The organism is Methanobrevibacter sp. (genome assembly GCF_045112895.1).
Taxonomy (GTDB): Archaea; Methanobacteriota; Methanobacteria; order Methanobacteriales; family Methanobacteriaceae; genus Methanocatella.
This window is the reverse complement of sequence record NZ_JBGUIH010000031.1, coordinates 1-26,661: the sequence shown is the minus strand read 5'-3', so window position 1 is coordinate 26,661 and position 26,661 is coordinate 1. Positions and strand designations below refer to the sequence as shown.

Sequence of the window (26,661 nt, the reverse complement as noted above, 5' to 3'; positions counted from 1 at the left end):
CAATAGTTATATTCATGAGCGAACATATTATTGAAGCATTGGGGAAAAGTAGAATCACAATCAAAGATGGAAAGGTCATTGATGTGACAGAACCTGAAGTCGAATACTGTCCTCTTTTTGATCACCATAGAGGAATTAAGAAACTCACCAAAGAAGTTATTGAAAAGAATATCCAGTTTAGAATCGATGACTTTGGAATGTGCACCCCTGAAAGGCAGCTAAGAATGAAAGACTTCTTAAGCTTCGGAATATCAGAAATAATGTGCACACTGCTTGATGAGAATGCAATTGATTCAGTTGTAATGGTTCTGGAAGGCTGCGGAACAATAATCGTCACAGAACCGGAACTCGTTCAGGGAATCGGCGGAAGGGTATCCGGACTTGTAAAAACAAGCCCCATTCCAGAATTGATACCTGAAATTGGCAAAGAAAATATCGTCAATCCGGAAACTGCTGAAATCAACCAGATTGAAGGGATAAAATTGGCCATTTCAAAAGGATTCAAGAATATTGCAGTAACCATTACACTCGCTGAAGATGCAGATGGAATTGAAAAATTGAGAGAAGAAAATCCTGATGTGAACATCTATGTCTTTGTGGTCCACACCACCAAAAAAACAGCTGAAGAAGCAAGAAAACTATTCGACATCTGCGATGTAACAACCGGCTGTTCCTCCAAGCACATTCGTGAAATCGGCGAAAAGGAAAGCATAAAGACAGTAGGACAATCAATACCAATCTTTGCCCATACTGAAGACGGCAAGAAATTCCTGGAAATGCGTTTGGATAGAATCGGCGGAGAAAAGCCTAAAAAGGATAACCCTGACTTGCCATACCCCCTTATTTAGAGTCTCGGCAAAATCTTATCTTCAGGTACCGCTTCTCCCAAATTATGGTATGGTTGTTGTTTGTATGTAATGAATTCAAATTTTTCTTTACGGCGAATAGGCCATTTAGGATTATATCCAAAAATATTCTTATACAATAATATATCATTACGTTTATCTTTCATAGCCAATGTTACTTTATATAAAGCCTTTGTATCATCAATTGCCCTGTGAAACTTAACTTCTTCAAGTTCATAATAATGTACTGCGTCAATTAATTTATGCGGATAATCTTTCCTGTCTTTTAAAATTGTTAATGTGTCTATCCAATCCACTTTACTAACGATATCATAAGCTTCAGTAGGATAATGTCTTTTTAATAATTGATAAATAAAATGCAAATCAAATTGGCAATTATGGGCAATCATTAAAGTGCCTGGAGTTAATCTTTCTTTTAAATCTTCTGCAATGATATCTTCATAAAGACCTTTATCCATCAAATCATCATCGGTAATGCCTGTTAAATCTGTGATTTTTGGATTTAATTTCACACCAATATCGACAAACTCATCATACTCATCTATTATTTCACCATTTTCAACAGTCAACATTGCAAGCTCGATAATTTTACAATCAAAGCAATTTAAACCTGTTGTTTCCGTGTCAAAAAATATAACTTTTATAACAAACACATCCTAACAAAAATCAATTAAGTAATTCTTTATATTTGAACCTATATAACTAATAGTGATTAGTCAACAAGAGGGATAAATTTGACTCAAAAAAGTGAAGCGCAAAAAGGCAACATTACACCTGAAATGGAATATGTTGCGAAATACGAAAATATCGACGTTAATAAACTTGCAAAATTAATCGACATTGGAAAAGTTGTAATTCCAAAAAACATCAACGGACATTCCAAACCATGCGGTATCGGAGAAGGCCTAAAAACCAAAATCAATGCAAACATAGGCTCATCATCCAAAATCGATGACATCGATTTGGAAATAAACAAGGCCAAGCTGGCACAGGAATACGGTGCAGATGCATTGATGGATCTGTCAACCGGCTCCGATTTGAAATTGTTCAGAAAAAAGATTATGGATGCTGTCGACTTATGTATAGGAACAGTACCTATTTATGAAGCAGGAGTCGTCACCTTGGCAAAAAACAGGGAAATAATCGATATGGACCCTGACGACATCTTTAAGGCTATTGAAAATCAGGCCAAAGAGGGTGTTGACTTCATGACACTCCATTGTGGAATTACAAAAGACCTTGTCCAAAAATTAAAAGACAACAAACGAATGATGGGAATTGTCAGCCGTGGCGGAACATTTATTGCTTCATGGATTAGCCACAACGACCTGGAAAATCCATTATATGAAAACTACGATTATCTTTTAGAATTGTCCTATGAATATGACATTACTTTATCCTTAGGAGATGGCTTAAGGCCAGGATGCCTCTCAGATGCAAGCGATATCCCTCAAATCCAAGAGCTTGTAAACCTGGGAGGCCTTGTCAAAAGAGCACAGGATGCCAATGTGCAGGTAATGGTGGAAGGGCCTGGACACATGCCACTAAACCAAATTAGAGCCAATATGGAAATTCAAAAAACAATCTGCCATGGAGCGCCGTTCTACGTTTTAGGACCCCTTGTGACTGATATCGCACCTGGCTATGACCACATAACTGGAGCGATTGGAGGAGCGATTGCCGCTGCATCAGGGGCCAACTTCCTATGTTATGTAACACCAGCCGAACACTTATCATTGCCTAGCCTGGAAGATGTTAAAGAAGGAATCATTGCATCCAAAATAGCTGCCGAAGCCGCTGATGTCGCAAAAGGACTTGATTCAGCATGGACCAGGGAGCGTGCAATGGCAAAGGCCAGAAGGGATTTTGACTGGGAAGCCCAGTTCGACCTTGCGCTTGACAAATCCAAACCTAGAAGATACCGTGACAAATGCAAGCTTGACGATGACGAAATGTGTGCCATGTGCGGAGAATACTGTGCTGTAAAAATAGCCAAAGGAGAATTCTAATGAAGTATCAGGAATTAGTGGATGTATACTCAGCACTTGAGGCAACAACCAAAAGACTTGAAAAGACAGAGATAATAGCTGAATACCTAAAGAAACTGGATTCTGACACCATTGAAAAAGTGGGACTTTTGATTTTGGGAGTTGTATTCCCGGCTTGGAGCTCCGAAGAAATTGGAATCGGAGGAAAACTCGTGGAAAGAGCAGTTGCAGAAGCTGTGGGAACTACACAGGCTGCCGTTGAGGATGCAGTTCGTGACGAAGGCGACATCGGCCTTGCCTGCATCAAGCTATATGCCAAAAAATCCCAGATGACATTCTTCTCACAGCCACTGACAATCGATTTCGTATTCAACAACCTGCGAAAGCTGTCCACAATCAGCGGTTCAAGGTCGACCAACCGCAAAATCGCGATAATATTGGAATTATTGAGCCAAGCCAGTGCCACCGAGGCCAAATACCTTACCCGTACAATAACAGAAGAGCTGAGAATCGGCGTGGGCGACGGTGTGGTCCGGGATGCGATAGCACAGGCTTTCGACATTGACAAAAGCATAGTCGAAAGAGCCCAAATGCTTACGAATGACTTTTCAGTAGTTGCAAGAACCGCAAAGGAGCAGGGCGCTGAAGGCCTGAAGAAGCTTAACCTGACTCCTGGAACTCCTGTAAAACCAATGCTTGCACAGCTTGCACCTCCGTTGGATGAAATCATTCCGGAAATGGGAACTGCAATCTGCGATACAAAGTATGACGGCATCAGACTGCAGGTTCACAGAAAAGATGATGAAATCAGGATATTCACCCGCAGGCTTGAAAACATCACACATGCATTGCCCGAAATCGTTGAACTGTTTGATGAGCATCTGCCTCATGAGGATTATATTGTAGAGGGCGAAGTGATAGCTACAAGAAATGGAAAGCCGCTACCTTTCCAGAACATTCTGCATCGTGTCAGAAGAAAATACAATGTAGAAGAAGCAATGGAAAACGTTCCTTTAAAATTGTATTTGTTTGATGTGCTCTACTATAAGGTTCCAATGATAGATGAACCTTTAAAAGCAAGAAGGGAAACATTGGAAGACATTGTTGATACTTCCGTTGATGAAATGAATTTGAGTACCATGATAATCGGAACTCCAGACAATCTTGATGAAATCCAGGAGCTGTTCGAAACATCCATCAATGAAGGTCACGAAGGAATCATGATCAAGGATTCAACTGCACCATATATTCCAGGCCTTAGAGGCAAAAAAATGCTCAAATACAAGGCAGAACCTGAAACCCTTGATATGGTCGTCATTGGAGGGACATACGGAAAAGGAAAAAGGGGAGACTTCATCGGGTCATATCTGGTGGCCTTGAGGGATGAAAACGATGACTTCAAAAGCGTGGCTTATGCCGCAACCGGCCTCGACGATGCCACCCTGGAATACCTTACCGGCAAGATGAAGGAAATCGAGATTTCAACCAAAGGAAAGGAGATTGTCGTTGAACCGAAAATAGTTCTTGAAATCGCATTTTCTGAAATTGTCGAATCTCCCGAATATGAAACAGGCTACTCCCTAAGATTCCCTGTTGTCAAAAATATAAGAAAGGATAAGGGTCCGATGGATGCGGACACCGTTGAAAGATTGCTTTCCATGTACGATACCGGAAACTAATCCAGACTTTTCACCTTTGCAATTACGCTTCGGGTAATCGGATATACGATTATTTCATAGACGGTCTTGAACAATGCCTGAACAACAATCATTGTCAATAATGCTTCTGTAGGCATTGTGCCCAAAAATCCGATTGTGATGAAGATTATCGCATCCAATCCTTCACCGAATAATGTTGAAAGGATGCATCTGAAAAATAGCTTTTCTTCATCCCATTTTTTAAGATAGGTCATCATCTTAGCATTTACAAGTGAACCAACCAGATATGCAGCGAAACTGGCCATCAATAATCTGAAAGTGCTTCCCAAAACTATTTCGAAAGCCTGTGAGTTTTCAAAAAATGCAGGCGCCGGAAGCCATATTGTTATGCTGTAGCAAATGACTGCAATAAGATTCATGAAAAATCCAAGCAAAATTACGCGTCGGGCCTTTTCGTAGCCGTAAACCTCTGCCAATACATCATTAACAATGTAGATTATCGGGAAGATCATTACGCCACATGGAAGCGTGAATGAGAAAAAATCAAATGTTTTGCCGGCAATAATGTTAGATATAATCAGGCATGCGGTGAAAATGCCCGTCAATGTTGCATACAGTTCATTTTTAGTTAGATTTTCAAACATGATGATACTATATTTCTAATATTAAATAAATTTTACAAGTCAAAATCCTATCGCCTATTTCTACCTTGAGGAATAACCTAATAACTATGGAAATTACGGATGAAAAGCTATTAAGGATTGCACTGATAACTTCCCTAATTGGAATTATAGGCCTGATTGCCTTTACCCCTTCGGTCGAAGTTAAAAAAGTGGATATAAAAGACATTTCAAGAGCCATGATTGATGAAAAGGTATGCATTGATGGCGTGATTACCGACATTGCCGAGTCCAGTTCAGGCACCAACTATTTTTTAACCATAAGCGATGGCGAAGGCCAAATCCAGTTAATAATCTTTGAAAAGCAAGTGGCGGAAATTCAATCGAGGAACCTGGATATCGAAAATTTCAAAAACCGGAAAGTAGAGGTTACGGGAACCATAACCGAATACAAATCCTCCTTGGAATTGATTTTGTCAAGCGGGGACAGTTTGAGGATGATAAATTAATAATCTATTTATCTATAGAAATCCAAAAATAACTACATTAATGTTTTAGGAATTTTAATTATGTCTGATAAGAAAAGATTATTTGGAACATTTGGAGTTAGAAGAACTGCAAACGATGTCTTAACCCCAGAATTCGCATCAAGACTTGCAGCCTGCTACGGCTCACTGATTAAAGGAACTGTTGCCGTTGGAGGAGATACCAGAACATCCACCCCCATGCTGAAGGAAGCCGTAAAGGCAGGACTTTTGTCTTCCGGCTGCGATGTGGTGGATTTGGGAATCATTCCGACACCCGGCGTTCAGTATGCTGTCCGCAAGTACTATGATGGCGGAGTGATGATTACCGCTTCACATAATCCTCCAAAATACAACGGGCTTAAATTTTTGGATGAATACGGTATCGGAATACCTGATGAAATGGATCTTGCAATTGAAAAGCTATACTTTGATGAGGAGCCTACAAGAGTGCCGTTCTCTGAAATCGGCCAGATTTACCACAACAGCAAAGTCATCGAAGAGTATGTTGATGAGGCCATATCCAAGGTGGATGGCGATGCAATACGCGAAGCAAACCTGAAGGTTGTCGTCGACTGCGGAAGCGGTGCAGGCTGTTTTACAGCACCATACCTGATTCAGAAACTTGGCTGTGAACTTACAACCCTCAACTGTCAGGCCGACGGATTCTTCCCTGGCCGTGACCCTGAACCGATTGAAGAAAACCTGCAAGAGCTCATAAGCGTCGTTAAAGAGTTGAATGCTGATATCGGCCTTGCCCATGATGGCGATGCGGACAGGACCATATGCATTGACGAGAAGGGAAACTTTGTTTTGGGAGATAAGACATTTACCCTTGTTGAAAAGCAAATGCTTAAGGAAAACAATGGCGGAACCATCGTGACTACCGTTGCAACTTCCCAAGCGATTTACGATGTTGCAGATGAATACGGCGGCAATGTAATAGCTACTGCTGTTGGAGACCTGCTTGTAGCACGCAAACTCAAAGATGAAGATGGGCTGTTTGGCGGCGAAGAAAATGGCGGTTTGATATTCCCTGATTTCGTTTACGGAAGGGATGCTGTAATGACCGTTGCCAAAATCCTGGAAATCATTGCAAAAGAGAAAAAGCCACTGTCCGAATTGGTATCTGAACTTCCGGTATACTATGCCAAAAAAATGAAAATCGAATGTCCTGACGACCAAAAGGAAATGGTCATGTCAAGCATTGCAAAAGAGATTAAGGAAACTACTGATTTTGAGCTTGACCTTACAGACGGAGTTAAAATCCTAAAAGAAGATGGATGGGTAATCATAAGACCGTCCGGAACCGAACCGATTTTCAGATGCTTTGCAGAATCCGACTCACAGCAAAAAGCCGATGAAATGACAGATTGGGGAATCGGTTTAATCAAAAAATACAAGGAATAATTTGCTAAAAAATTCTTTCGATTAAATGAAAAATAGCTTCAATTAAAATAGCTATTTTTCAAAAACTTTTTATCATATCATATCTATTTTTAAAATAAAACAAGTCTTGAGTAAAACTAAAAGAATGGGAACTGCAAATCTACATGGATTGCCGAAAATATTCAAAAGTTTTCCAAACATTCCTCTTTTAAGAAAAATGCGTCCTCATTATCAGGATTTCTGAGCAGTACCCTGTTGAAACTATCAACAGCCTCTTCAAATTTGCCCAGTTCCATTAAAACCACACCTTTATTAAGTAAAAAGTCAATGTTATTTTTTTCCAAAGATATTGCCTTATTGAAACATTCAAGGGCTTCATCGAACTTGCCCAAATCAATGTAAGCATTGCCCATCCTATTAATGGCACTGGCATCCATTTCAGAATCATCCAAACAGACTTCAACAGCCCTGTCAAATGATTCAATAGCTTCTTCCAGCATTCCCATATCCGTCAATAGATTTCCACGGGAATTCCAGACCTCAGGGTTTTCGCCGTCAATGACGATGAGCTTGTCATAGACCCTCAATGCCTGGTCATATCTTCCAAGCATCTCCAAAATGAATCCCCTCCAGTAAAGAACAATCGGACTGCTTGGCCTGTAGTTATATGCAATGGTGCTTACCTTATATGCCTCATTGATATTGCCTGAGTTTAGAAGTGCAATAGCCTTATTATTCAGAATGTAGATATTGTCCGGCTCATATTCCAATGCCTTGTCATAACATTCGATTGCATCGATGAACCTGCCCAATCTAGACAAATTATCACCCTGCTTGTTCAGCAGATAAACGTCGCTAGGGTCAAGCCTCAAGGCAGCCTCATAGCACATTGTGGATTTGTCGAACTTTCCGCTGTCAAATAGGATGTCCGCCCTTTTGGTAATCATGGCCTTCTCATCGATCTTATCGCCTTTCCAATCATCAATGTGAATTTTTTCAAAGTATATTATTTGAAACTCTTCTGAAGGATCTATCTTTCCGCCATACATCTTTTTAAATTCTCTTATCATGTCTTTGGAATCCTTAAATCCCTCTTGGCGGGCCAGTTCATCATTGCCTTCAATTTCTTCAAAGGAAATATTCTCAATATCAGTGACAAAGGCTTCAAAAATCTTCATTTTTTCTTTTGAAACCAAATTCCAATAACAGTATAACCTATCTCCAACTTTGAGTGGTGTCTTCCATGCTTTACGGATTGTTCTGGTTTTCTTACCAGTGATAACATCAATATCATTGCTTGAAAATGATAAAATTGGCATTTTAAGACACTCCTATTCTATTATTCTTTCCCCGAATTCCGCTGACTTGACTTTGACTACACCATCGAAATATGGCTTGATTTCCCTAGCCAACTTTTCCAGGTCATGAGGATTTGGAACCTCCACCTTTTCCAAAGCAGGATCTAGAACATTCTTATTTCTGAACTGTTGAATCGTATAGATGTCAGCTTTAATTTCATCGACAAGATTGATTATATCTTTCTTTGTTTGTAACGTTGGAACATAAGTTGTCCTGGCTTCCAGATGAACTCCAGCATCATTTATCAAATCCATGGACTTTTTTACTTGGAAGCCGACATTGGCTCCTGTAATCTTTTTATACTTGGAAAATGTTGTTTTAACATCAAGAGAGACAAAATCCAATAAATCCAAATCCAATATTTTTTTAAGGCGGTCCGGATAAATTCCGCTTGTATCCAATTTTGTCTTTAAACCTATCTGGCGGACATAAGTCAATATCTCTATCACTGCATCAGCCTGCACCAGCGGCTCTCCGCCTGAAATTACAACGGCATCCAAAAAGTCGGCAGAAGAATCGATTTCCTCCTTTACCTTTTCAAATGACCATTCGGTATTGTCCTCCAAAAGTTCGACGTTATGGCAATACCTGCAAGCCAATGGGCATTTGGACATGAAAATGACCAAAGACATATTCCCATGAAATTCAACAGATGATATTACAGTTCCACCAATATACATTTAGCTTAAAACCTCTTTTAATATTTCAATGAATTTCCTATCTTCATCAAGAGTACAAATACTGATTCTAATCCAATACTCATCCAATCCTTTAAATGAAGTGCAATCCCTTACAATGATTCCTTTTTTCATGAGCTCCAAAGCCAATTCACTAGCTGTAAATCCAGTATCCTTTACATTAATCAGCATGAAATTGGATTTTGATGGGAATACATTCAATCCTTCAATTTTTGACACTTCGTCATATAAATATTGTCTTGATTCAATTCCTTTTTTGATGGATTCTTCAATGTAGGCCTTATCTCTGAAAGTATTGAGAGCTGCTACGAAAGACAGTCTTGTAAGGGAGAATACCGGCTTAATCCTGTGCATGTATTCGATTATCTCTTCACATGCAAGACCATAGCCTATTCTCATGCCTGCAAGGCCCAGCACCTTTGACATTGTGCGGATAATGAAAATATTGTCAAAATCATTGATTAGATCTTTGTTTGTGACTTCGGAATATTCAAAGTAGGCTTCATCAACAACAATCAGAACATTCGGATTTTTAGAAGCGATTTCAATAAGCACTTCCTTATCGATTAATGTTCCGGTAGGATTGTTCGGACTGCACAGGAACATCATTTTTGTCTTATCGCTGATTGCTTCAAAAATTGATTCGACATCCAATTTGTTCTCTTCAAGGTCCCATCTTGCATAAACCGGATTTGCTCCATACTGCTTTAATAGATATTCATAATACATGTAGGACGGTAAAGGGACAATGAATTCATCGCCCTCGTCAATGAAAGTCTTTGCTAAAACATCAATGACTTCGTCAGCCCCATCGCCACCGATAATCACTTGTGAATCCTCAACGCCAGAATAGCTGGCAATTTCCGCTACAAGTTCATGCAATTGGGATTCGGGATATCTGTTTATGGATTTTATTTCGTCCTTAATGGCTTCCATGGCCTTTGGGGATGGCCCCCACGGATTTTCATTTGAACCTAATTTGATAATATCCTCTTTCTTTAAGTTGAAATCCTGAGCAATCTCATCCTGAGACCTGCCCGGAACGTATGAATCCATTTCATCTACGATTTTTCTTGCCTTCATAATTTAATCTTCCTTATACTGTTTGGAAAGTTTAACATAATTGTCTGCGTTATTTTGAATAAGCTGTACCTGTTCTGGAGTAAGCTGCTTAACCGCCTTGGCTGGAACACCTAAAATCAAACTGCCTTCAGGGAATTCCTTTCCTTCGCTTACAACTGCACCTGCACCGACAATGGAATTTTTGGAAATGTGCGCTCCATTCAAGACTGTCGCATTCATTCCAATCAAAACATTATCATCCAATATGCAGCCATGAACGACGGCACCATGGCCGATGGAAACGTTATCTCCAATCACAACAGGGAATCCTCGAGTGCAATGGACAACACAATTGTCCTGAACATTGGAATTGTTTCCGATAGTGATTGAATCTGTGTCTCCCCTTATTACGGCACCGTGCCATATAGAGACATTTTCGCCAAGTTCAACATCGCCAAATACTTGCGCACCAGGGCATATTACAATAGAGTCTTCAATATTTTCCATAATATCGCCAATTTATTCTTTTTTCGCTTTTTTCTTTTGGATAATATGATCTTGTTTTACCAATACTCTTGTATCGGAGGGTACATCATCATACAGCAAAACCCCTGAACCTATAGTGGAATTATGGCCCACCTTTACTCCTGGAGAGAAACTGGAGTTGATTCCTGTTTTGACTGAATCCCCAATGATTGAACCGAATTTACGCCTTCCACTATCAATCATTTGATTTTTGATTTTGGTTTTGACTGATTTATTGTCAAAACGTAGGTTAGCAATGTTGGTTCCTGCAGCAATGTTGCAGTTGGAACCTATCACTGAGTCCCCAACATAACTCAAATGGCTAACATTGGTATTTTCCATGATGATTGAGTTTTTAATTTCAACAGCGTTTCCGATATGGACATTGTCGCCAAAGTAGGAATTTCCACGAATGTATGAGTTGGGACCGACATCACAGTCCTTGCCTATGTAAACGTTTCCTTCAATGTATACTCCTGCACGAATGATGCTACCTTCATCCAAAAACAGTTCGCCGTGAATATGGGCTCCATCTTCAACTCTGCCTTTGATTTCTGTCTTAAGATGGCCGATCAGCTCTTCATTAACTTCAAGCAACTCCCATGGGCGGCCAACATCAATCCAATCCTTATTGGTTTTATGTCCGATTACGGTTTTGCCTTCCTCAATCTGCATAGTTACTGAATCGGTAATTTCATACTCACCCCTCTGTGAGAGTCCAGTTCTGTTTATCTTATCAAAAATGTCTTTGTTGAAAACGTAAATTCCTGCATTGACCAGATTGCTTGGAGCCTCTTCCTTTTTAGGCTTTTCCACAATGCTTTTAATGTTTCCGTCTTCAATTTCCACAACGCCAAATGCGGACGGGTCCTCAACTTCTGTCAGAAGCATCAATGTATCGGGCTTCAGATAATTGTATTTCTTAATTAGTTCGCTGATGATTTCCTCATCCAATATAATATCCCCATTTAAAACAATGATGCTATCTTCAATAAACTCACTACCATATGAGATAGCGTTAGCAGTTCCTAAAAAGTCTTTTTGTGTTTTATATGAGATATTGACACCGAATTTACTGCCGTCACCAAAATAATCACGAACCATTTCTTCCTTATAACGAACTATCAATAGAATATCCTTAATACCGTTATTCCTCAATGATTCGATATTATACTGCATGATTGGCTTTCCGGCAACCGGCAACATGGTCTTTGGCTTTGTAAGTGTTAATGGCCTCATCCGTGACCCTTCACCGGCGCTTAAAATAATCGCTTTCATTTTCACTATCCCCTAGAAAATTATCTTATAATATTATATGTTTTTATCTCTTCTTATAAATTAATTTTTCCAATAACAAATAACTAATTATAAATAATAGTTAAAATATACTACAACCATATTAGCTTTGCTGATAAAACAAAAAAGGAGATTAATAAAATGACTATCTATGTTTGTTTACATTGTGAATACAAATTTGATTCTGAAAAAGGTGACCCAGCATACAACATTCCTGCTGGAGCAACTCCTGCAGATATGCCAGATGATTGGGTATGCCCAGAATGTGCAGCCTTAGGTGTTGAAGCATTCATTGCAGAAGAAGAAAAATAATCTTCTTCTATTTTTCTCTTTTTTTATAATAAACTTTTTTTTACTCGCATTTTTTCCATATATTCTAAATGATGTTTGGCATCATTACCATTCATTTCCATGATGGAATCCTGAAAAGAAAATAAGATTCATTAATAATACAGCAAAAAAGTAAAAAGAACTGTGCATATTATTAATGTTATTAATTTTAGTTGTTTATTAGACCAATCAACGCAAAGATCATCAGCTGGAAATGAAAGCGTCATAAGCACTCGCAAGAGCGTAAAAGAAACCTCCGATACATGCTCCCCTGATGCCCAGCAAATACAACAGCATCAGAATGACCAGAACCCAGAATATGAAAAGCAGTATGCCTTTTATTGGTTGCCTGATTGCAAAATGGCCAAATCCCGGAATAATAAATGACAATACCGCCGCACCAATGTTTCCCATTATGATCCTACTCCATTCTTTAATTTAATCTTCTATAGGTTTTCGTTAATTATATTTACACAAGTCTCCTTAATGGATTCCGCTCTGGCTTCATCACGGGACTCTAAAGTAATCCTGATGTAGTCTTCAGTTCCGGAAGGCCTTACCAATACCCAGCTGTCGTCCTCAAATGTCAATCTTACTCCATCAATGGAATTGACATCACGAATATCATCGAATGCGTCCGTAAGCAACTCTTCCATATTTTCCATGACTTTGATTTTGGCCTCTTTGGAACAGGTTATCTTTTCACGTATGTTCGGATATGATGGAATTTGGGCCAACAAGTCGGACAATTTGCCATCCCTTGAAACAATCTCCGCCATTCTCAGACCTGACAAGATTCCATCAGGACACATGCAGAAGTCCGGATGCAGCCAGGTTCCTGAAGGCTCCCCACCGAAAGCGGCGTCCTTTTCAATGATCACTTCGGCAACATTAACATCTCCGACTTTGGTCCTTAGAACCTCGCCTTTTACGGATTCGTCCATACATAATCCTGCATCAACGGTCGTTACGATATCACCTTCGAATTCCTTTGAAATCAGTGCCAAAAGAGAGTCGAATGGGGAAACATTGCCCATTTCATCAACCGTAATCATCCTGTCCGCATCACCATCATGCGCTATTCCGAGGTCTGCCCCAATAGCTACGACAGTCTTCATTAATGTCTGCAGGTTTTCGGCGTTGGGTTCAGGGTTCCTTCCAGGGAAAAATCCGTCAGGCTGTGAATTGAGTGTTGTGACTTCGCATCCCGCTTTTCTAAATACTAAAGGTGATATTTCGCTTCCTGCACCGGATGCACAGTCAATCACTACTTTCAGGCCTTTTTTAATGTCAACCATATCAACCAAATCATCAATATATTGGCCTTTGATTTCTTCATTAACGCTTAACTTGCCGATTTTATCCCATGATACTGAAATGTAATCCTTATTTGTATAAATCTCTTCAATCTTTGATTCCTGAGCTGAGGTGTATGCCATCCCATTTTTATTCCATAGCTTGATTCCATTATAGGGGGAAGGATTGTGGGATGCAGTCAGCATTATTCCTGCATCGGCATCAAGTTTTTCGGTAGCATAGCCAACTAATGGTGTTGGAACCATACCAATCTTTACTACATCGACTCCGCTTTCAAGCAATCCTGCACAAATGGCCTGGTCAAGCATTTCATTAGTTGTTCTTGTATCATAACCCAGTACAACAGTACCTTCATTTCCCAGGTAATATGCCAATGACTTTGCGACATTCAATGCAAGTTCGCATGTGACTTCAGAGCCTATCAATCCTCTGATTCCGGATGTTCCAAATAGTTTTTTGGCTACCATACTAACACCTATGCCCCGAATTTATGAGCATAATTCATCAAGTCCATCATGATGTTCATTACATCCGCGCCCCTGATTCTGTTAAGACCCCCTTTAGCGCAAGCGCGTTCGGAGAATTCCTTAACGTCATCCACTCTCACTTCAGGGCCTCTGATTACAACAGGCACAGGGTCGCCTGAATGGTTCATGACGGAAATCGGAGTTGAGTGGTCGGCTGTAAGGTAAATGTAGACATCCTCAAGTTTTATCAGTTCGCTCATCACTACCCTATCAACCTTTTCGATGAATTCCTTTTTATCCATTGCCTGACCGTCATGGCCCGCTTCGTCGGCACCGTCAATGTTTATCAGGAAAAAGTCGTGGTCTGAATTTTTGACTTGGTCGATTATGGTATCACGAATGTTGTCCAAATTGGTATCGATTCCGCCGGTTACCTCTTCCATTTCAATAATGTCCATTCCTGCAAACCTTCCAATACCCATGATAAGTCCTGTTTCGGCAATGCATGCTGAATTTACTTCATATTTCTCATTTAATGATTCAACAACAGGCACTTCTCCTGCACCACGTGGAATGACTATATTTGCTGGAGGTTTGCCTTCCTCTATTCTTTTTAAGTTTACAGGGTGATCTTTAATCATTTCATAAGTTTTTACAACAACTTTGTTCAATATGTCGGCAGTTTTTTCAGCTTCCAGGGTGTCATCCAATGCCTTAACCTCTTTAGGCTTGTTACCTTCCACTTTAGGGTCAGCATCGCTTACCTTATCAGAGAGTCCTTCTCCCCTTAAGACCAGAACTGCCCTGTGGCCGGTTGATTCCTTGAAAATCACTTTGATTTCAGGATAATCTTCCAGAACCATGGTATTCAATACGTCGACTATTTCTTTAGTGCCCTCTTTGATTCTTCCTGCACGCCTGTCTGTTACAATCAAATCCTCATCTGCAGTTGAGAAGTTGCATCTGAATGCAATGTCTCCCGGAAGCACTTCCAGTCCAACGCCGTTTGCTTCAAACGGACCCCTTCCGGTATAGACCTCAAATGGATTATAACCTAAAATGGACAGGTGTGCTGTGTCACTTCCCGGAATAATTCCTGGAGCTATTGAATCCATAATGCCAGTAATTCCTTCTTCAGCCATCTTATCCATATATGGAGTGTTTGCAGCTTCCAAAGGAGTTTTATTTCCTAATTCTTTAATTGGACGGTCACCCATACCATCCATAATTAAAATAATTCCTTTCATAAATATCACCTAAATTATAATAATATAATTTTTATCTTTAATAGTTAAAATAATTTGTTTAAAAGCCCGTTTAAATTTTAAAATGAAATTAAAAAAAAAGATTAAAGCAATAAAATTCCGACGATAGCACCGACAATTGTTGCCATCAAATTAACATGCTCGTTGGTTATTAATCCCCTGTTTTCAAATAGGGCTCCCAATATACTATCCATGAAACAACCAACTGTTCCTGAGATGATTGAAACGGTAATGGCAATTAATGGATTTGACAAAATCCCTAAGAAGTATGCTGCAACACCAATGATGGCTGCACCGAAAATGCCTATCGCGGTACCTAAAGTTGAAACCGCACCATTTGTACCCGGATCCACCTTCTGCAAAGTTGTTATCAAACGCGGATTTTGATCCAATACCCCAATTTCAGAAGCCAAGGTATCGGAAGTTGCAGTTGCAATGGCTCCAATGAATCCCCCGACAAATGGCAAGTAATATCCTCCAAATGCGGCCATGAAACAGGCGACAACACCATTTGAAATAACATTTTTTGAGGTTCTCCTGCCTTCGAACTGGCCGAGAGACCTTTTGTATTTTTTAGAGTATCTTGTTGCAAGCAGGGACATGACTAAAAACAGGACAATAAGAATTAGCCAGTTGGCTCCCGCCGAGAATATAATAACTACCCCCATGATAATCATGACTGCTGAGCCAAACAGATCCAGGGATTTCCTGTAATATGTAATGAATCCTAAAATAAACAGAAGGATTACATATACCCAATTAATCATTACTGCATGAACCATAGCTACCACTAATAATAATCTTAGTTAATGCTTTGTTTAAAATTATATAAAAGACTTACCCATTCTTAAACAATTTCAATATAAACCCACATGAATTTTAATAATATTTATATCTTTAATTAATGAAATATAACATCATAAAACGATTTGTAGCATTATGCAATTCAAAGATTTCAATTTAAATAAATGAGGATTTTTATGATTTCAAATAGACTTACAAGAAGATTAATAGTATTATTCGCAATAATATCCATATTGCTTATCGTACCTGCATCATTTGCAAGTGAAAATAATACTGTTGAACAAGACCCGGAGATTTTAACATTATCTGAAACGGATAATGTCGTTTTAGAAGAGACAACACAAAAAATTGATGTGGTTTATGTTGATGCATCAACAGGAACCAACAATGGCACAGGCAATCCAGACAATCCAGTAGGGACAATTTCAGAAGGGTTGAGTTTAGTTAATGACGGCGGAACCATTTATCTGAATGGTAAATTCAGCGACGATGGAAATTCAAATATTACCCTAAACGGCACCCCGACTGAAATCACATTCATAGGTGTTGAAAACGCCATAATTGATGGAAATAATAAAAACACATTTGCCATTGTAAATAAAGGCGCTTACTCCTTTGAAAACATTTCATTCATCAACCATCATAAAACAGGCAATGAAACATTTGGAGGAGCATTTTCCAATAGCGGAGGCACATTGAAATTTACCAACTGCCTATTTGAAAACAATGACATTCTTGGCATCAACAAAGGAAATGGCGGAGCAATCGATAACGCGGGACATCTGACCTTAAATAATTGTACCTTCAGGAACAACATTGCAAACGTGACCAATTCATCAGGTTTTCGTAAGAATTCTGCTGATGGCGGAGCAATATCCAACACAGGCACCCTTTATGTTTACAATACAAATTTCATAGAAAATAAAGTTTTAAGAAATGGTGGAGCTATCGCAACACAAGACCGCAGCCACACATTTATAGACAATTGCAACTTTACAGGCAACATTGCAGCCTACCACCTGAGCGGAGGATCATACGGCGGAGCAATTTATACATGGGACTGCGGATTAGAATTATACAATTCCACTTTCAAAAACAATAAAGTCTACGACGCTTCAGGTTATGGTGCTCATGGAGGAGCGCTTTCATTAAACAGAGCTAGCGGAAGCATGAACATTTTCTATTGCCAATTTATAAATAATACAGCAGATGGAATAAAAACCGTTGACGGCCAATCAATTTACTTTGAAAGCGTTGATGCAACTCTTAACTACTGTACAATAGACACCAGCATCTATTCCGCTTCACAAAGCGTGAACCTAAATTATAACTGGTGGGCTGTCAACAATACTGACATTAAATCATTGATTGAAAATCTTCCATCATCTGCAGGCGTCAAAACCTTTGCCGAGCTGAAAATATCTTCCGATTCCGAGAATATCGAAATTGGAGATGATGTCAATGTATATGTTAATCTATGCTGGAACGGAACTGAAAACAAAGACAAGATAAGTTTGATACCTCTTAGAAGTGTGAATCTGGAAAGCGTTGGGGGCGCATTAGGCCAAACCGATGGAAAGTTAGTCAACGGTTCATTTAAAACCACATTTAAGCCGACAAGCAAAGACATTTTAATAATTGCCAATGTGGATAATGTCATTGTCACTTCCGACCTTTCAAAAATGGGTACGCCCCAAATGTCCATTGTTGCCGAAGACATATTTGAAGGAGAGGACGCGACAATCCTCATCAATCTAAAAAACAATCAAACCGGCATTTGCCTGATTGACATTGGTGACGGCAAATATTATGCTGAAATTACAAATGGTAAAGGAAAAGCAACAATTCGCGGATTAAATGTTGGAAAACATGAAATAATTGCTAAATATAATTACATTCAAGCAAATGAAACATTAACCGTCAAAAACAAACTTGATTCAAAAATGGAGGTTAACATCAATGAAAATAATGAAGTGCCAATCATCAATGTAAGATTAGATGAGGATGCCACCGGAACCGTTAGCGTCAATATTAATGGTGTGGAAATCGTTACGAAAGTGATTGGTAAGAACGGCGTGGAAATCCCATTGGAAAAACTATCAAAAGGCGTTTATTCACTTGAAGTCATATATTCAGGAGACGATTATTTTGCATCAAAATCCATATTCAGCGGACTGGCCGTTGGCGACGGTAGAAAAGATGTAAAACTTGAGGTGGCAAGTTCATTTACTCAAGCGGCAGTTGACTACAAGGATGGCGAGAGGGGCAAATACATATATGCTACTCTAAAGGATGAGGATGGCAATCTTCTATCCAACAAAACTGTCCAGATAGCTTTGAACGGACATGTTTATAAAGTTATCACTAATAAGCAGGGAAAAGCTAGCTTACAAGTTAATTTAGCGACTGCAGGCACATATTATTATACCATGTCATTTGCAGGCGATAATCAATGCAATGCTGCGCCATTGGCCGTGACCAAATTGACAGTCACAAAAAAATCAACTTCAATCAAAGCTTCCGCAAAAAAATTCAAAGCAAATAAGAAAACGAAATCAATCCAAGTAACCCTTAAAACTGTCAAAAGTAAAAATGGCAAAACATATCTTAGCAAAGGCAAAAAATTAACCCTCAAAATCAAAGGCAAAACATATACTGCAAAAACTAATGCAAAAGGTGTCGCCAAATTTACCATCAAATCAACTAAAAAAGGCAAATATAATGCTTTGATCAAATTTGCAGGGGACAAGACCTATAAGAAATCCAGCAAAAAAATTAAAATAACAATCAAATAGAGGTTTTTAACCTCTTCTTTTTTTCTTTTCGATAATCTCGATTCAAACAGGAGATTAAATTTTTCTCTAAACACTATGAAAAAATGGCTCCAAATTATCTTATCATATAATTGAAGATATCATTCATTAAATAAGAAGTACCTTAAATTCGATTCAGTTTATTGATTGAAAAGTTTATTATATTAATGTTCGTGATGAAAATGAATAAAAGTATCTGGACAATATACATTTGTTGATATATTTTTGTAAAAAAAGATAAAAATATAGGAAAATTATTTCCTAAATCTTCTGATTTGAGTTGAACCGACAGCCAATAAGATCAGTAACAATACAAGTATCGGATTGCCTGTAGCGTGTTTGGTTAGGTCGACACCATCACCGTGGACAGGTTCGGCATCTTCATTTTCCCCACCATTATCATTGAATGTTACTTCAACGTCTGTTATTGTATCATTGGCCTCGTATTTTTCATCACCGGAGTATGATGCAGTTACATCATAATTTCCTTTTTTCAATCCAGGAATTACGAATACTGCTTTTCCGTCTTTAACTTCGGTTGTGTATTTTTTGCCGTCTATGGTTATTGTTACAGTACCGGTAGCATCGCTTGGAAGTTTTACAACAACGGTTGCTTCTTGGCCTTGTTCGATTTCATCTCCTGTAGCTTTAAGAGGAGTTTTGACTTTAGCTACGTTGAATGAAACAGGGGTTTCGCTTGGCAAGTATTTGTCGTCACCTTCATAGCATACGGTTGCTTTGTATTTGCCGCTAGGAAGTTTTGGAATGACTATTTTGGCTTTGCCGTTTTCAATGTCTCCATAATATCCTACACCATCAATTTTGACGAACACTCTGCCTGTTGCATCAGCTGGGACATCGACTGTTATGATTTCGTATTTGCCGACTGTAATGTCTTTGCCGGAAGCTTTTATTGTTGAAGGTACTTTGGATACTGTAAATTCGGCAGTTGTGGAGTTCTCAACATAGTTGTCATCACCATAGTATTTGACAGCCACGGTCTTGTCTCCAGCTGCCAGGCCAGTTATTTCAAATACTGCTTTTCCGTCTTTAACTGTGGCAGTGTATTCTTTTCCATTGATTTCAACGGTTACGGTGCCAGTAGCTGTGTCTGGAAGAGTTACAGTAACTATGGCTGTGTCACCGACATTTATGTCTTCAACTTCTACGCTTATTGGAGTGTCGTATTTTGGAATGGTTGCAGTTGAATCCTCTTGTTGAGCTTTGTGTGAATCATCTCCACTATATATTACGCTGATATCATGTTTTCCAGGAGTTTCATCAGTTAAGTCTATTATTGCTGTGCCGTTTACGACTTCTGCGGTGTAGGTGTTATCTCCAACTTTAACTGTTACGTTTCCGGTTGCATCTTCAGGCAAGACTACCATGACGCTTCCGTTGCCAAGGTCAACTACATCCATATCGCTGTCAAGTTTAAGAACGCGGAATGTTGTTGTATTGGTACATGGCAGGTATTTTTCATTACCATTGTATTTTACACTTACTGTGTAGTCTCCTTTAGGCAATCCAGTGACTTTCAATTCACCTTTACCTTCAGCTACAGCAACGGTGAATACTTCACCATCATCCTCAGTCACACTCAATGTACCGTCATCAAGATCGTAGTTGTATTCCTTACCGCCAATAATGACTGTTAAAGTGCCGGTTGCGTCGCTAGGAACTGTGAACTTGATTACTTCCACATCTCCAACATAAATGTCTTCTGCAACAGGAATTACGAATGATTCCACTTTAGATACATTGAATGTTGAAGTGTTTGAGCTTGGCAAGTATTTGTCATCACCAGTGTATGTAAGGTTTACATTATAAACTCCATTAGGCATGCGAGGAATTTCAGCTGTGCCTTTACCGTTGGTTACATTAACATAGTATCCAACACCATCAATGTCAATCAATACTTGACCGGTTGCGTCATCCGGAACAGTGACAGTGATAGTTACATTATCGCCCACATCAATATCAGTGATTGTCGCTTCAACAGTTGAAGGACGTTTGGATACAGTGATTTTTGATGTTGTGTGGTTTGCAAGATATTTGTCATCACCGCTGTATTCTACAGCAATTGTTTTGTTTCCGGCGGTTAAGTCTTTGACATTGAATGTTGCTTTGCCATCCTTAATCTCTTCAGTGTATTTTACACCATCAATTTCAATGGTAACAGTACCAGTAGCGTCTTCAGGAACATTTACAACAATTTCTGCAGTGTCTCCAACTTTAATGTCATCAACATCAACGGATATCGGAGCTTCAACTTTAGGAATTGTTGCAGTTCCAGTAGTATTTGCTGCAGTGTGGTTTTCATCACCGGAGTAAATCACTTCAATGTCGTGGGTTCCTGGAGTCTCATTATCCAAATCAATGACTGCAGTGCCGTTTACAACCTCTGCAGAGTAAGTATTGTCACCGACTTTAATGGTTACATTGCCTGTAGCATTGTCAGGAACAACAACGACAACAGTGCCGTTGCCTTGATCGATTACCTTGAGGTCATCGGTTTGAACTTTGGACACTTCAAATTCACTGGAATTATCGCTTCCTTCGTATTTGTCATCACCATTATAGACCGCATCAACAGTGTAATTTCCTGCTTTAAGGCTAGGAATTACTAATGTTCCTTTACCGTTAGCAACAGATACATTGTACTCTTTTCCATCAACTGTTACTGTTACAGTGCCAGTAGCGTCTTCAGGAACGTTTACAGTGATTACTGCCTTATCTCCAACAGTGATGTCATCGACATCAACACTGACTGTTGAAGGAACTTTATCCACTTTAAATGAGTCAGTATCATCAGCTGGGCCATATTTGTCATCGCCAAGGTATCTTGCAGTTACATCATAATCTCCGCTGGTCAAGTCGTCAAGCTCCAATGTTCCTTTACCGTCAGTAATGTTTACATAGTAACCTTTACCGCCAACATCAACAAGAACAGGTCTTGTTACATCTTCAGGTGCGGTTACTTCAATGATTACTTTATCGCCGACTTTGGAATCTGAAACGCTGACAGTGATTTCCGGAGTTACTTTAGATACAGTGAAGTTAGCAGTAGTATGGTTGCCTGTGTAGTTGTTATCACCTATGTAGTCAACAGCTACGGTTTTATTTCCAGCAGTCAAGTTTTCAATTTCAAATGTGGCTTTGCCGTTTTTAATCTCTTCAGTGTATTTAACACCGTCAATTTCAATGGTTACATTGCCTTTCGCATCATCTGGAACAGTCACGACAATTATTTCCTTGTCTCCGACTTTGATATTCTCAACAGCGACATCGATTGGAGTTGCAAGTTTAGGAATTGTTGCAGTTCCAGTAGTATTTGCCACAGTATGGTTTTCATCACCTGAATAAATCACTTCAATATCATAAGTTCCAGGAGTCTCATTCACTAAATCAATAACAGCCATACCGTTTTCAACGGTGGCATTATAAGTATTATCTCCAACTTTAATCTCAACTGTGCCTGTAGCGTTGTCAGGAACAACCACAACAACAGTGCCATTGCCTTGATCAATGACTTTAATATCACTTTCATCAGTAGTCGCTTTGGATACTGTGAATGTAGTTGAGTTTTCAGCCGGTTCGTATTTTTTACAGCCATCGAATGTTACGTCAACTGTGTGATCGCCTACTGCAAGGTCCGGAACAACCAATGTTCCTTTACCGTTTGAAACAGGGACAGTATAGTTTTCGCCATCGATGCTTACGGTTACATTTCCGCATAAATCCTTAGGAGTTTCAACGTTGATTACTGCATTTTCGCCAACAGTAATGTCATCAACAGTCACGTTGATGCTTGAAGGCACTTTGGATACTTTCAAGCTTGTAGCATTGGTTGAATTGAAGTATTGGTCATCTCCTAAGTAAGTTACATTAATTGGATAGTCTCCGCTAGCCAATCCTTTGATTGTAGCAGAGCCTGTTCCGTCATTTACTTTAATTGCATAAGTCTGATTATCAATTTCAACAATTACATATCCTGTTGCGTTTTCAGGAACTGTTACTGTAATAACTGCATCCTCACCAACATCGATTGCTTCAACATCCACTTTAACGCTGGATTTGCGTTTGTCTACTGTGAAGTTAGCGGATGTGTGGTTTCCTGTGTAGTTGTTATCGCCGATGTAGTCGACATAAACTGTCTTATTGCCATAGGTCAAGTTTTCAATTTCGAATGTGGCTTTGCCATCTTTAATCTCTTCAGTGTATTCTACACCGTTGATTTCAATTGTTACATTGCCTTTCGCATCGTCTGGAACAGTTACGACAATTGTTTCTTTGTCTCCGACTTTGATGTTCTCAACAGCGATATCGATTGGAGTTGCAAGTTTAGGAATTGTTGCGGTTCCAGTAGTATTCGCCGCAGTGTGGTTTTCATCACCGGAGTAAATCACTTCAATATCATAGGTTCCAGGAGTCTCATTCACTAAATCAATGACCGCAGTGCCGTTTACAACCTCTGCAGTGTAAGTATTATTTCCAACCTTAACTGTAACATTGCCTGTAGCATTGTCAGGAACGACCACAACAACCGTGCCGTTGCCTTGATCAATCACCTTGAGGCCATCAGTTTGAACAGGAGATACTTCTAAGTCAGTGGAATTGCTGCTAGGTTTGTATTTGTCATCACCGTTATAGGTTACATCAACTGTGTAATTGCCTGCCTTAAGGTCAGGAACAATTACAACGGCTTTTCCTCCAGATACATTTGCTTCATAAGGTTTGCCATCGATTGTAACTGTTACATTGCCTGTAGCATCGCTAGGAACGGTCACTTCGACAACTGCGTCTTCGCCATAGGTAATGTTGTCGACTTTGACTGATACGGTTGAAGGAAGACCGCTAACCTTGAATGAATCATTTTTCACATCAGATTCTGTGTATTTGTCATCTCCAGGATATCTGGCTAAAACATTATAGTCTCCAGCAGCCAAATCCTCAAGTACCAATCGTCCTTTACCATCGGTAATGTTTGCATAGTATCCTATACCATTTACATCAATAAGTACTGGTTTTGTTGCATCTTCTGGTACTTCGACATCTATAGTTGCAGTGTCGCCATCTAAAGTTACATTCAATTTGAGTTCTGGAGTTACTTTGGATACTGTGAAGTTAGCGGTAGTGTGGTTTCCTACGTAGTTATCATCGCCAACATAGTCAACAGCCACTGTTTTATTTCCAGCAGTCAAGTTTTCAATTTCAAATGTGGCTATGCCATCTTCAATCGGTTCACTGTATTCGACACCATTAATTTCAATTGTAATGTTTCCAGTTGCGTTTTCCGGAACAGTAACAACAATGGTTTCCTTGTCTCCAACTTTAATGTTTTCAACAGTGACGTCGATTGGAGTTGCAAGTTTAGGAATTGTTGCAGTTCCAGTAGTATTTGCAGGGGCATAATTTCCATCACCGGAATATATGACTTCAATGTCATGGGTTCCAGGAGTTTCATTATCTAAGTCAATTGTAGCTATGCCATCTTTAATAGTGCCATTATAAGTATTATTTCCAACTTTAATGGTTACATTGCCTGTAGCGTTGCTTGGAACGACCACAACAACAGTACCATTACCTTGATCAATGACTTTAATATCAGTTTCATTAATATTCGCTCTAGATACGGTAAATGTTGTTGAAGAGCTGTTTCCTAAGTATTTGTCATCACCATCAAATGTCACGTTAGCAACATGACCTCCGGTGGAAAGACCGGAAACATTAAATTCGCCTTTACCGTTAACTACAGCAACGTAATAAGGTTTATCATCAACGACTAATTCAACAATAGCATTAATAGTCTCATTTAACACGATAGAAACATGGGCGGCATCTCCATAAGCGATAGGCTCATCAACACTAACTGAAATTTCAATAGGAACCTTATTAACTGTGAAGTTTTTAGAAGTTGAATTTGTGTTATACTCATCATTGCCCATGAATGTAGCAACAACCTCTAGAGTATCATTATTGACTGGAGTGTATTCATAAGTAGCAACAGTATCGTTTGAAACATGCACAGTGTAATTAGCGCCGTTGATTGTGAATACAACATCACCGGTTACAGTTTCATTTAATCTTGCAGTGAAAGTGACAGGAGATCCAACATAAATATCATCTGTAATATCATCCAAATCAACTGCAATATCAAGTTTTTCAACTTCAAATGTTGCAGAAGTCCAATTGCCGTTAAGGTTCTTGTCTCCTTCATAGATTACAACAACAGAATGATTTCCACTGGCAAGTGGATGTATTGTGAAGTTACCGGTACCATTTGTAATTGGTGCAGTGTAGTTTTCGCCATCAATATTGATGGTCACATTACCGGTAGCATTTGTGTTGTTAATTGTAATGTTCATCACTTGGGTCTCACCGACTTTGACTGTCTGTTGAACATCAATGCTTACTGTTGTATTTGCTTTAAATACATCAAAGTCAACAGTTGCAGTTGCCTTAGTGTAGTTTTGATTACCGTTGAAAGTTACTTCAACTATGTATTTGCCCACTTCTAAGTTATGGGCTTCTACAGTAGTGGTTTCATCAGTATTTGGCACTGCCCATCTGGATGCCCTCAATACATGGGTTTGACCGTCTAATGATATTTCATCATACCATAAGTCACCATTTACTTTAATGGTTACATTTCCAGGAGTGTTTACATGTACAATAATAGTTTCAACATCACCATAAATTATATCTTCAACTTCAATTCTGATTTTCGGATCTATTTTTTCAACAGTGAAGTTTGCTTTAATACTGGTTGTATTGGTATTAGTATCTCCATTATAGATTACTTCAACAGTGTAATTTCCAGCAGGCAATTTATCAATATCATATTCAACTTTACCATCAACAATATTGGCTGTATCTAATGTTTCGTCACCTAATTTGATAGTGACATTGCCGGTAGCATTAATGAATGCGGTTATTGTTTCGATTTCACCGTAAGTGATATTTTGAACGACAAGGTCGATTTCTGCAGTGGTTTTGCCAACAGTGAAGTTAGTTGAGTTTTGATTTGGCAAGAATCTGTCATCGCCGTTGTAGGTCACATTAACTGTTTTATTGCCAACGCTTAAACCAGGAACAACAACGCTGATTAAGCCATCAGTTACTCCGACAGTTTTATTATACTCGTCACCGATGACAATTGTCACATTACCTGTTGCATTGGTAATCACTGTAATATTTACAGCTGCAACATCTCCAACGGTAATGTCGTCGACAGTGACAATAATTGTTGAAGGAACTTTGTTGACTTTAATCTCTTGAGTATTGTTGCTTCTTGAAAGGTATTGGTCATCACCTAGGTAAGTCACTTCTACAGGGTAAGTTCCGTTAAGCAATCCTTCAATTTCAACGGATCCTTTACCATTGGTTAAGTTAATGGTGTAATTCTTACCATCGACTTTTACAACCACTTGTCCGGTTGCATTTTCTGGAAGTGTTACATTAACTTGGGCAACATCTCCAACATTGATGGATTCAGTAACATTGACGATTATGTCATATGAATCACGTTTGTTTACAGTGAATTTAGCTGTGGTTGAGTTGAATCTGTACTTGTCATCACCAGGATAGGTTGCAACAACAGTCTTATTACCATAAGTAATTTCAGGTATGTAGAATGTTGCATTGCCGTCAACAGTGCTGTTAGTGAATTCCATACCA

General features: G+C 39.1%; 19 protein-coding genes. 7 read left to right on the top strand and 12 right to left on the bottom strand.

Annotated features, from left to right (window positions below; genetic code table 11):
* The first annotated feature begins 14 nt into the window (after positions 1-14).
* A complete protein-coding gene (locus ACJMLD_RS06190) occupies positions 15-848 on the top strand; it encodes a methanogenesis marker 8 protein (protein WP_405269308.1) in 834 nt (277 codons plus the stop codon).
* Here ACJMLD_RS06190 and ACJMLD_RS06185 read toward each other — a convergent pair.
* Entirely contained in the window at positions 845-1,519 is a 675-nt protein-coding gene (locus ACJMLD_RS06185; RefSeq protein ID WP_405269305.1) for a PolC-type DNA polymerase III, read from the bottom strand. The genes ACJMLD_RS06190 and ACJMLD_RS06185 overlap by 4 nt on opposite strands.
* A gap of 81 nt (positions 1,520-1,600) precedes the next feature.
* On the opposite strand from ACJMLD_RS06185, the gene thiC reads away from it, so the two are divergent.
* Positions 1,601-2,875: a phosphomethylpyrimidine synthase gene (gene thiC / locus ACJMLD_RS06180; RefSeq protein WP_405269302.1), complete on the top strand. Its 1,275-nt coding sequence runs from the start codon at positions 1,601-1,603 to the stop codon at positions 2,873-2,875.
* On the top strand, positions 2,875-4,533 hold the full coding sequence (locus tag ACJMLD_RS06175) for an ATP-dependent DNA ligase (RefSeq protein WP_405269299.1): 1,659 nt from the start codon (positions 2,875-2,877) through the stop codon (positions 4,531-4,533). The genes thiC and ACJMLD_RS06175 overlap by 1 nt, the downstream gene beginning before the upstream one ends.
* On the opposite strand, the gene ACJMLD_RS06170 is transcribed toward ACJMLD_RS06175, so the two are convergent.
* Positions 4,530-5,156: a queuosine precursor transporter gene (locus ACJMLD_RS06170; RefSeq protein WP_405269296.1), complete on the bottom strand. Its 627-nt coding sequence runs from the start codon at positions 5,154-5,156 to the stop codon at positions 4,530-4,532. The two genes, ACJMLD_RS06175 and ACJMLD_RS06170, sit on opposite strands and share 4 nt — an antisense overlap.
* 86 nt (positions 5,157-5,242) lie before the next feature.
* On the opposite strand from ACJMLD_RS06170, the gene ACJMLD_RS06165 reads away from it, so the two are divergent.
* Positions 5,243-5,641 carry an exodeoxyribonuclease VII large subunit gene (locus ACJMLD_RS06165; RefSeq protein ID WP_405269293.1) on the top strand — a complete coding sequence of 133 codons (399 nt, stop codon included), beginning with the start codon at positions 5,243-5,245 and terminating at the stop codon, positions 5,639-5,641.
* Positions 5,642-5,701: 60 nt separating this feature from the next.
* On the top strand, positions 5,702-7,066 hold the full coding sequence (gene glmM, locus ACJMLD_RS06160) for a phosphoglucosamine mutase (RefSeq protein WP_405269290.1): 1,365 nt from the start codon (positions 5,702-5,704) through the stop codon (positions 7,064-7,066).
* A gap of 161 nt (positions 7,067-7,227) precedes the next feature.
* Here the strand turns inward: glmM (ACJMLD_RS06160) and ACJMLD_RS06155 are convergent, their stop codons facing one another.
* The 5 genes from ACJMLD_RS06155 to glmU are packed head-to-tail and all read right to left on the bottom strand — an operon-like array spanning position 7,228 to position 11,973.
* A complete protein-coding gene (locus ACJMLD_RS06155; RefSeq protein ID WP_405269287.1) occupies positions 7,228-8,364 on the bottom strand; it encodes a tetratricopeptide repeat protein in 1,137 nt (378 codons plus the stop codon).
* A gap of 12 nt (positions 8,365-8,376) precedes the next feature.
* Positions 8,377-9,084 carry an anaerobic ribonucleoside-triphosphate reductase activating protein gene (locus tag ACJMLD_RS06150; RefSeq protein ID WP_405269284.1) on the bottom strand — a complete coding sequence of 236 codons (708 nt, stop codon included), beginning with the start codon at positions 9,082-9,084 and terminating at the stop codon, positions 8,377-8,379.
* Positions 9,085-10,185 (bottom strand): histidinol-phosphate transaminase, encoded by a 1,101-nt coding sequence (hisC, locus tag ACJMLD_RS06145; RefSeq protein ID WP_405269281.1) that lies wholly within the window; start codon positions 10,183-10,185, stop codon positions 9,085-9,087.
* Between the two features lie 3 nt (positions 10,186-10,188).
* Positions 10,189-10,671: a gamma carbonic anhydrase family protein gene (locus tag ACJMLD_RS06140; RefSeq protein ID WP_405269278.1), complete on the bottom strand. Its 483-nt coding sequence runs from the start codon at positions 10,669-10,671 to the stop codon at positions 10,189-10,191.
* A 12-nt stretch (positions 10,672-10,683) separates the two neighbouring features.
* Positions 10,684-11,973, bottom strand: coding sequence for a bifunctional sugar-1-phosphate nucleotidylyltransferase/acetyltransferase (gene glmU, locus ACJMLD_RS06135; protein WP_405269276.1), 1,290 nt, complete (start codon positions 11,971-11,973; stop codon positions 10,684-10,686).
* A 153-nt stretch (positions 11,974-12,126) separates the two neighbouring features.
* Here glmU and ACJMLD_RS06130 point away from each other — a divergent pair, with 153 nt between their 5' ends.
* A complete protein-coding gene (locus ACJMLD_RS06130; protein ID WP_405269273.1) occupies positions 12,127-12,297 on the top strand; it encodes a rubredoxin in 171 nt (56 codons plus the stop codon).
* A 222-nt stretch (positions 12,298-12,519) separates the two neighbouring features.
* On the opposite strand, the gene ACJMLD_RS06125 is transcribed toward ACJMLD_RS06130, so the two are convergent.
* The 4 genes from ACJMLD_RS06125 to ACJMLD_RS06110 form a co-directional block, all read right to left on the bottom strand.
* A complete protein-coding gene (locus ACJMLD_RS06125) occupies positions 12,520-12,729 on the bottom strand; it encodes a hypothetical protein (RefSeq protein WP_405269270.1) in 210 nt (69 codons plus the stop codon).
* 32 nt (positions 12,730-12,761) lie between these two features.
* Positions 12,762-14,099, bottom strand: coding sequence for a phosphoglucosamine mutase (gene glmM, locus ACJMLD_RS06120; protein ID WP_405269267.1), 1,338 nt, complete (start codon positions 14,097-14,099; stop codon positions 12,762-12,764).
* Positions 14,100-14,107: 8 nt separating this feature from the next.
* Positions 14,108-15,346 carry a 2,3-bisphosphoglycerate-independent phosphoglycerate mutase gene (locus tag ACJMLD_RS06115; protein ID WP_405269264.1) on the bottom strand — a complete coding sequence of 413 codons (1,239 nt, stop codon included), beginning with the start codon at positions 15,344-15,346 and terminating at the stop codon, positions 14,108-14,110.
* Between the two features lie 101 nt (positions 15,347-15,447).
* On the bottom strand, positions 15,448-16,146 hold the full coding sequence (locus ACJMLD_RS06110; protein WP_405269261.1) for a TIGR00297 family protein: 699 nt from the start codon (positions 16,144-16,146) through the stop codon (positions 15,448-15,450).
* A gap of 198 nt (positions 16,147-16,344) precedes the next feature.
* Here ACJMLD_RS06110 and ACJMLD_RS06105 point away from each other — a divergent pair, with 198 nt between their 5' ends.
* Complete coding sequence (locus tag ACJMLD_RS06105) at positions 16,345-18,963, top strand: right-handed parallel beta-helix repeat-containing protein (RefSeq protein WP_405269258.1); 2,619 nt, start codon at positions 16,345-16,347, stop codon at positions 18,961-18,963.
* Positions 18,964-19,235: 272 nt separating this feature from the next.
* Here ACJMLD_RS06105 and ACJMLD_RS06100 read toward each other — a convergent pair.
* On the bottom strand, positions 19,236-26,661 hold a 7,426-nt coding region (locus ACJMLD_RS06100), incomplete at its 5' end, for an Ig-like domain repeat protein (protein WP_405269255.1).

Excerpts from the sequence above, each read along its gene's own strand:
- glmM (WP_405269290.1), top strand. The coding sequence starts at position 5,702 with ATGTCTGATAAGAAAAGATTATTTGGAACATTTGGAGTTAGAAGAACT.
- ACJMLD_RS06140 (WP_405269278.1), bottom strand. The coding sequence starts at position 10,671 with ATGGAAAATATTGAAGACTCTATTGTAATATGCCCTGGTGCGCAAGTA.
- ACJMLD_RS06150 (WP_405269284.1), bottom strand. The coding sequence starts at position 9,084 with ATGTATATTGGTGGAACTGTAATATCATCTGTTGAATTTCATGGGAAT.
- ACJMLD_RS06170 (WP_405269296.1), bottom strand. The coding sequence starts at position 5,156 with ATGTTTGAAAATCTAACTAAAAATGAACTGTATGCAACATTGACGGGC.
- ACJMLD_RS06105 (WP_405269258.1), top strand. The coding sequence starts at position 16,345 with ATGATTTCAAATAGACTTACAAGAAGATTAATAGTATTATTCGCAATA.
- ACJMLD_RS06165 (WP_405269293.1), top strand. The coding sequence starts at position 5,243 with ATGGAAATTACGGATGAAAAGCTATTAAGGATTGCACTGATAACTTCC.
- ACJMLD_RS06175 (WP_405269299.1), top strand. The coding sequence starts at position 2,875 with ATGAAGTATCAGGAATTAGTGGATGTATACTCAGCACTTGAGGCAACA.
- ACJMLD_RS06155 (WP_405269287.1), bottom strand. The coding sequence starts at position 8,364 with ATGCCAATTTTATCATTTTCAAGCAATGATATTGATGTTATCACTGGT.
- glmM (WP_405269267.1), bottom strand. The coding sequence starts at position 14,099 with ATGGTAGCCAAAAAACTATTTGGAACATCCGGAATCAGAGGATTGATA.
- ACJMLD_RS06190 (WP_405269308.1), top strand. The coding sequence starts at position 15 with ATGAGCGAACATATTATTGAAGCATTGGGGAAAAGTAGAATCACAATC.
- ACJMLD_RS06130 (WP_405269273.1), top strand. The coding sequence starts at position 12,127 with ATGACTATCTATGTTTGTTTACATTGTGAATACAAATTTGATTCTGAA.
- ACJMLD_RS06125 (WP_405269270.1), bottom strand. The coding sequence starts at position 12,729 with ATGGGAAACATTGGTGCGGCGGTATTGTCATTTATTATTCCGGGATTT.
- ACJMLD_RS06110 (WP_405269261.1), bottom strand. The coding sequence starts at position 16,146 with ATGGTTCATGCAGTAATGATTAATTGGGTATATGTAATCCTTCTGTTT.
- hisC (WP_405269281.1), bottom strand. The coding sequence starts at position 10,185 with ATGAAGGCAAGAAAAATCGTAGATGAAATGGATTCATACGTTCCGGGC.
- ACJMLD_RS06115 (WP_405269264.1), bottom strand. The coding sequence starts at position 15,346 with ATGAAAGGAATTATTTTAATTATGGATGGTATGGGTGACCGTCCAATT.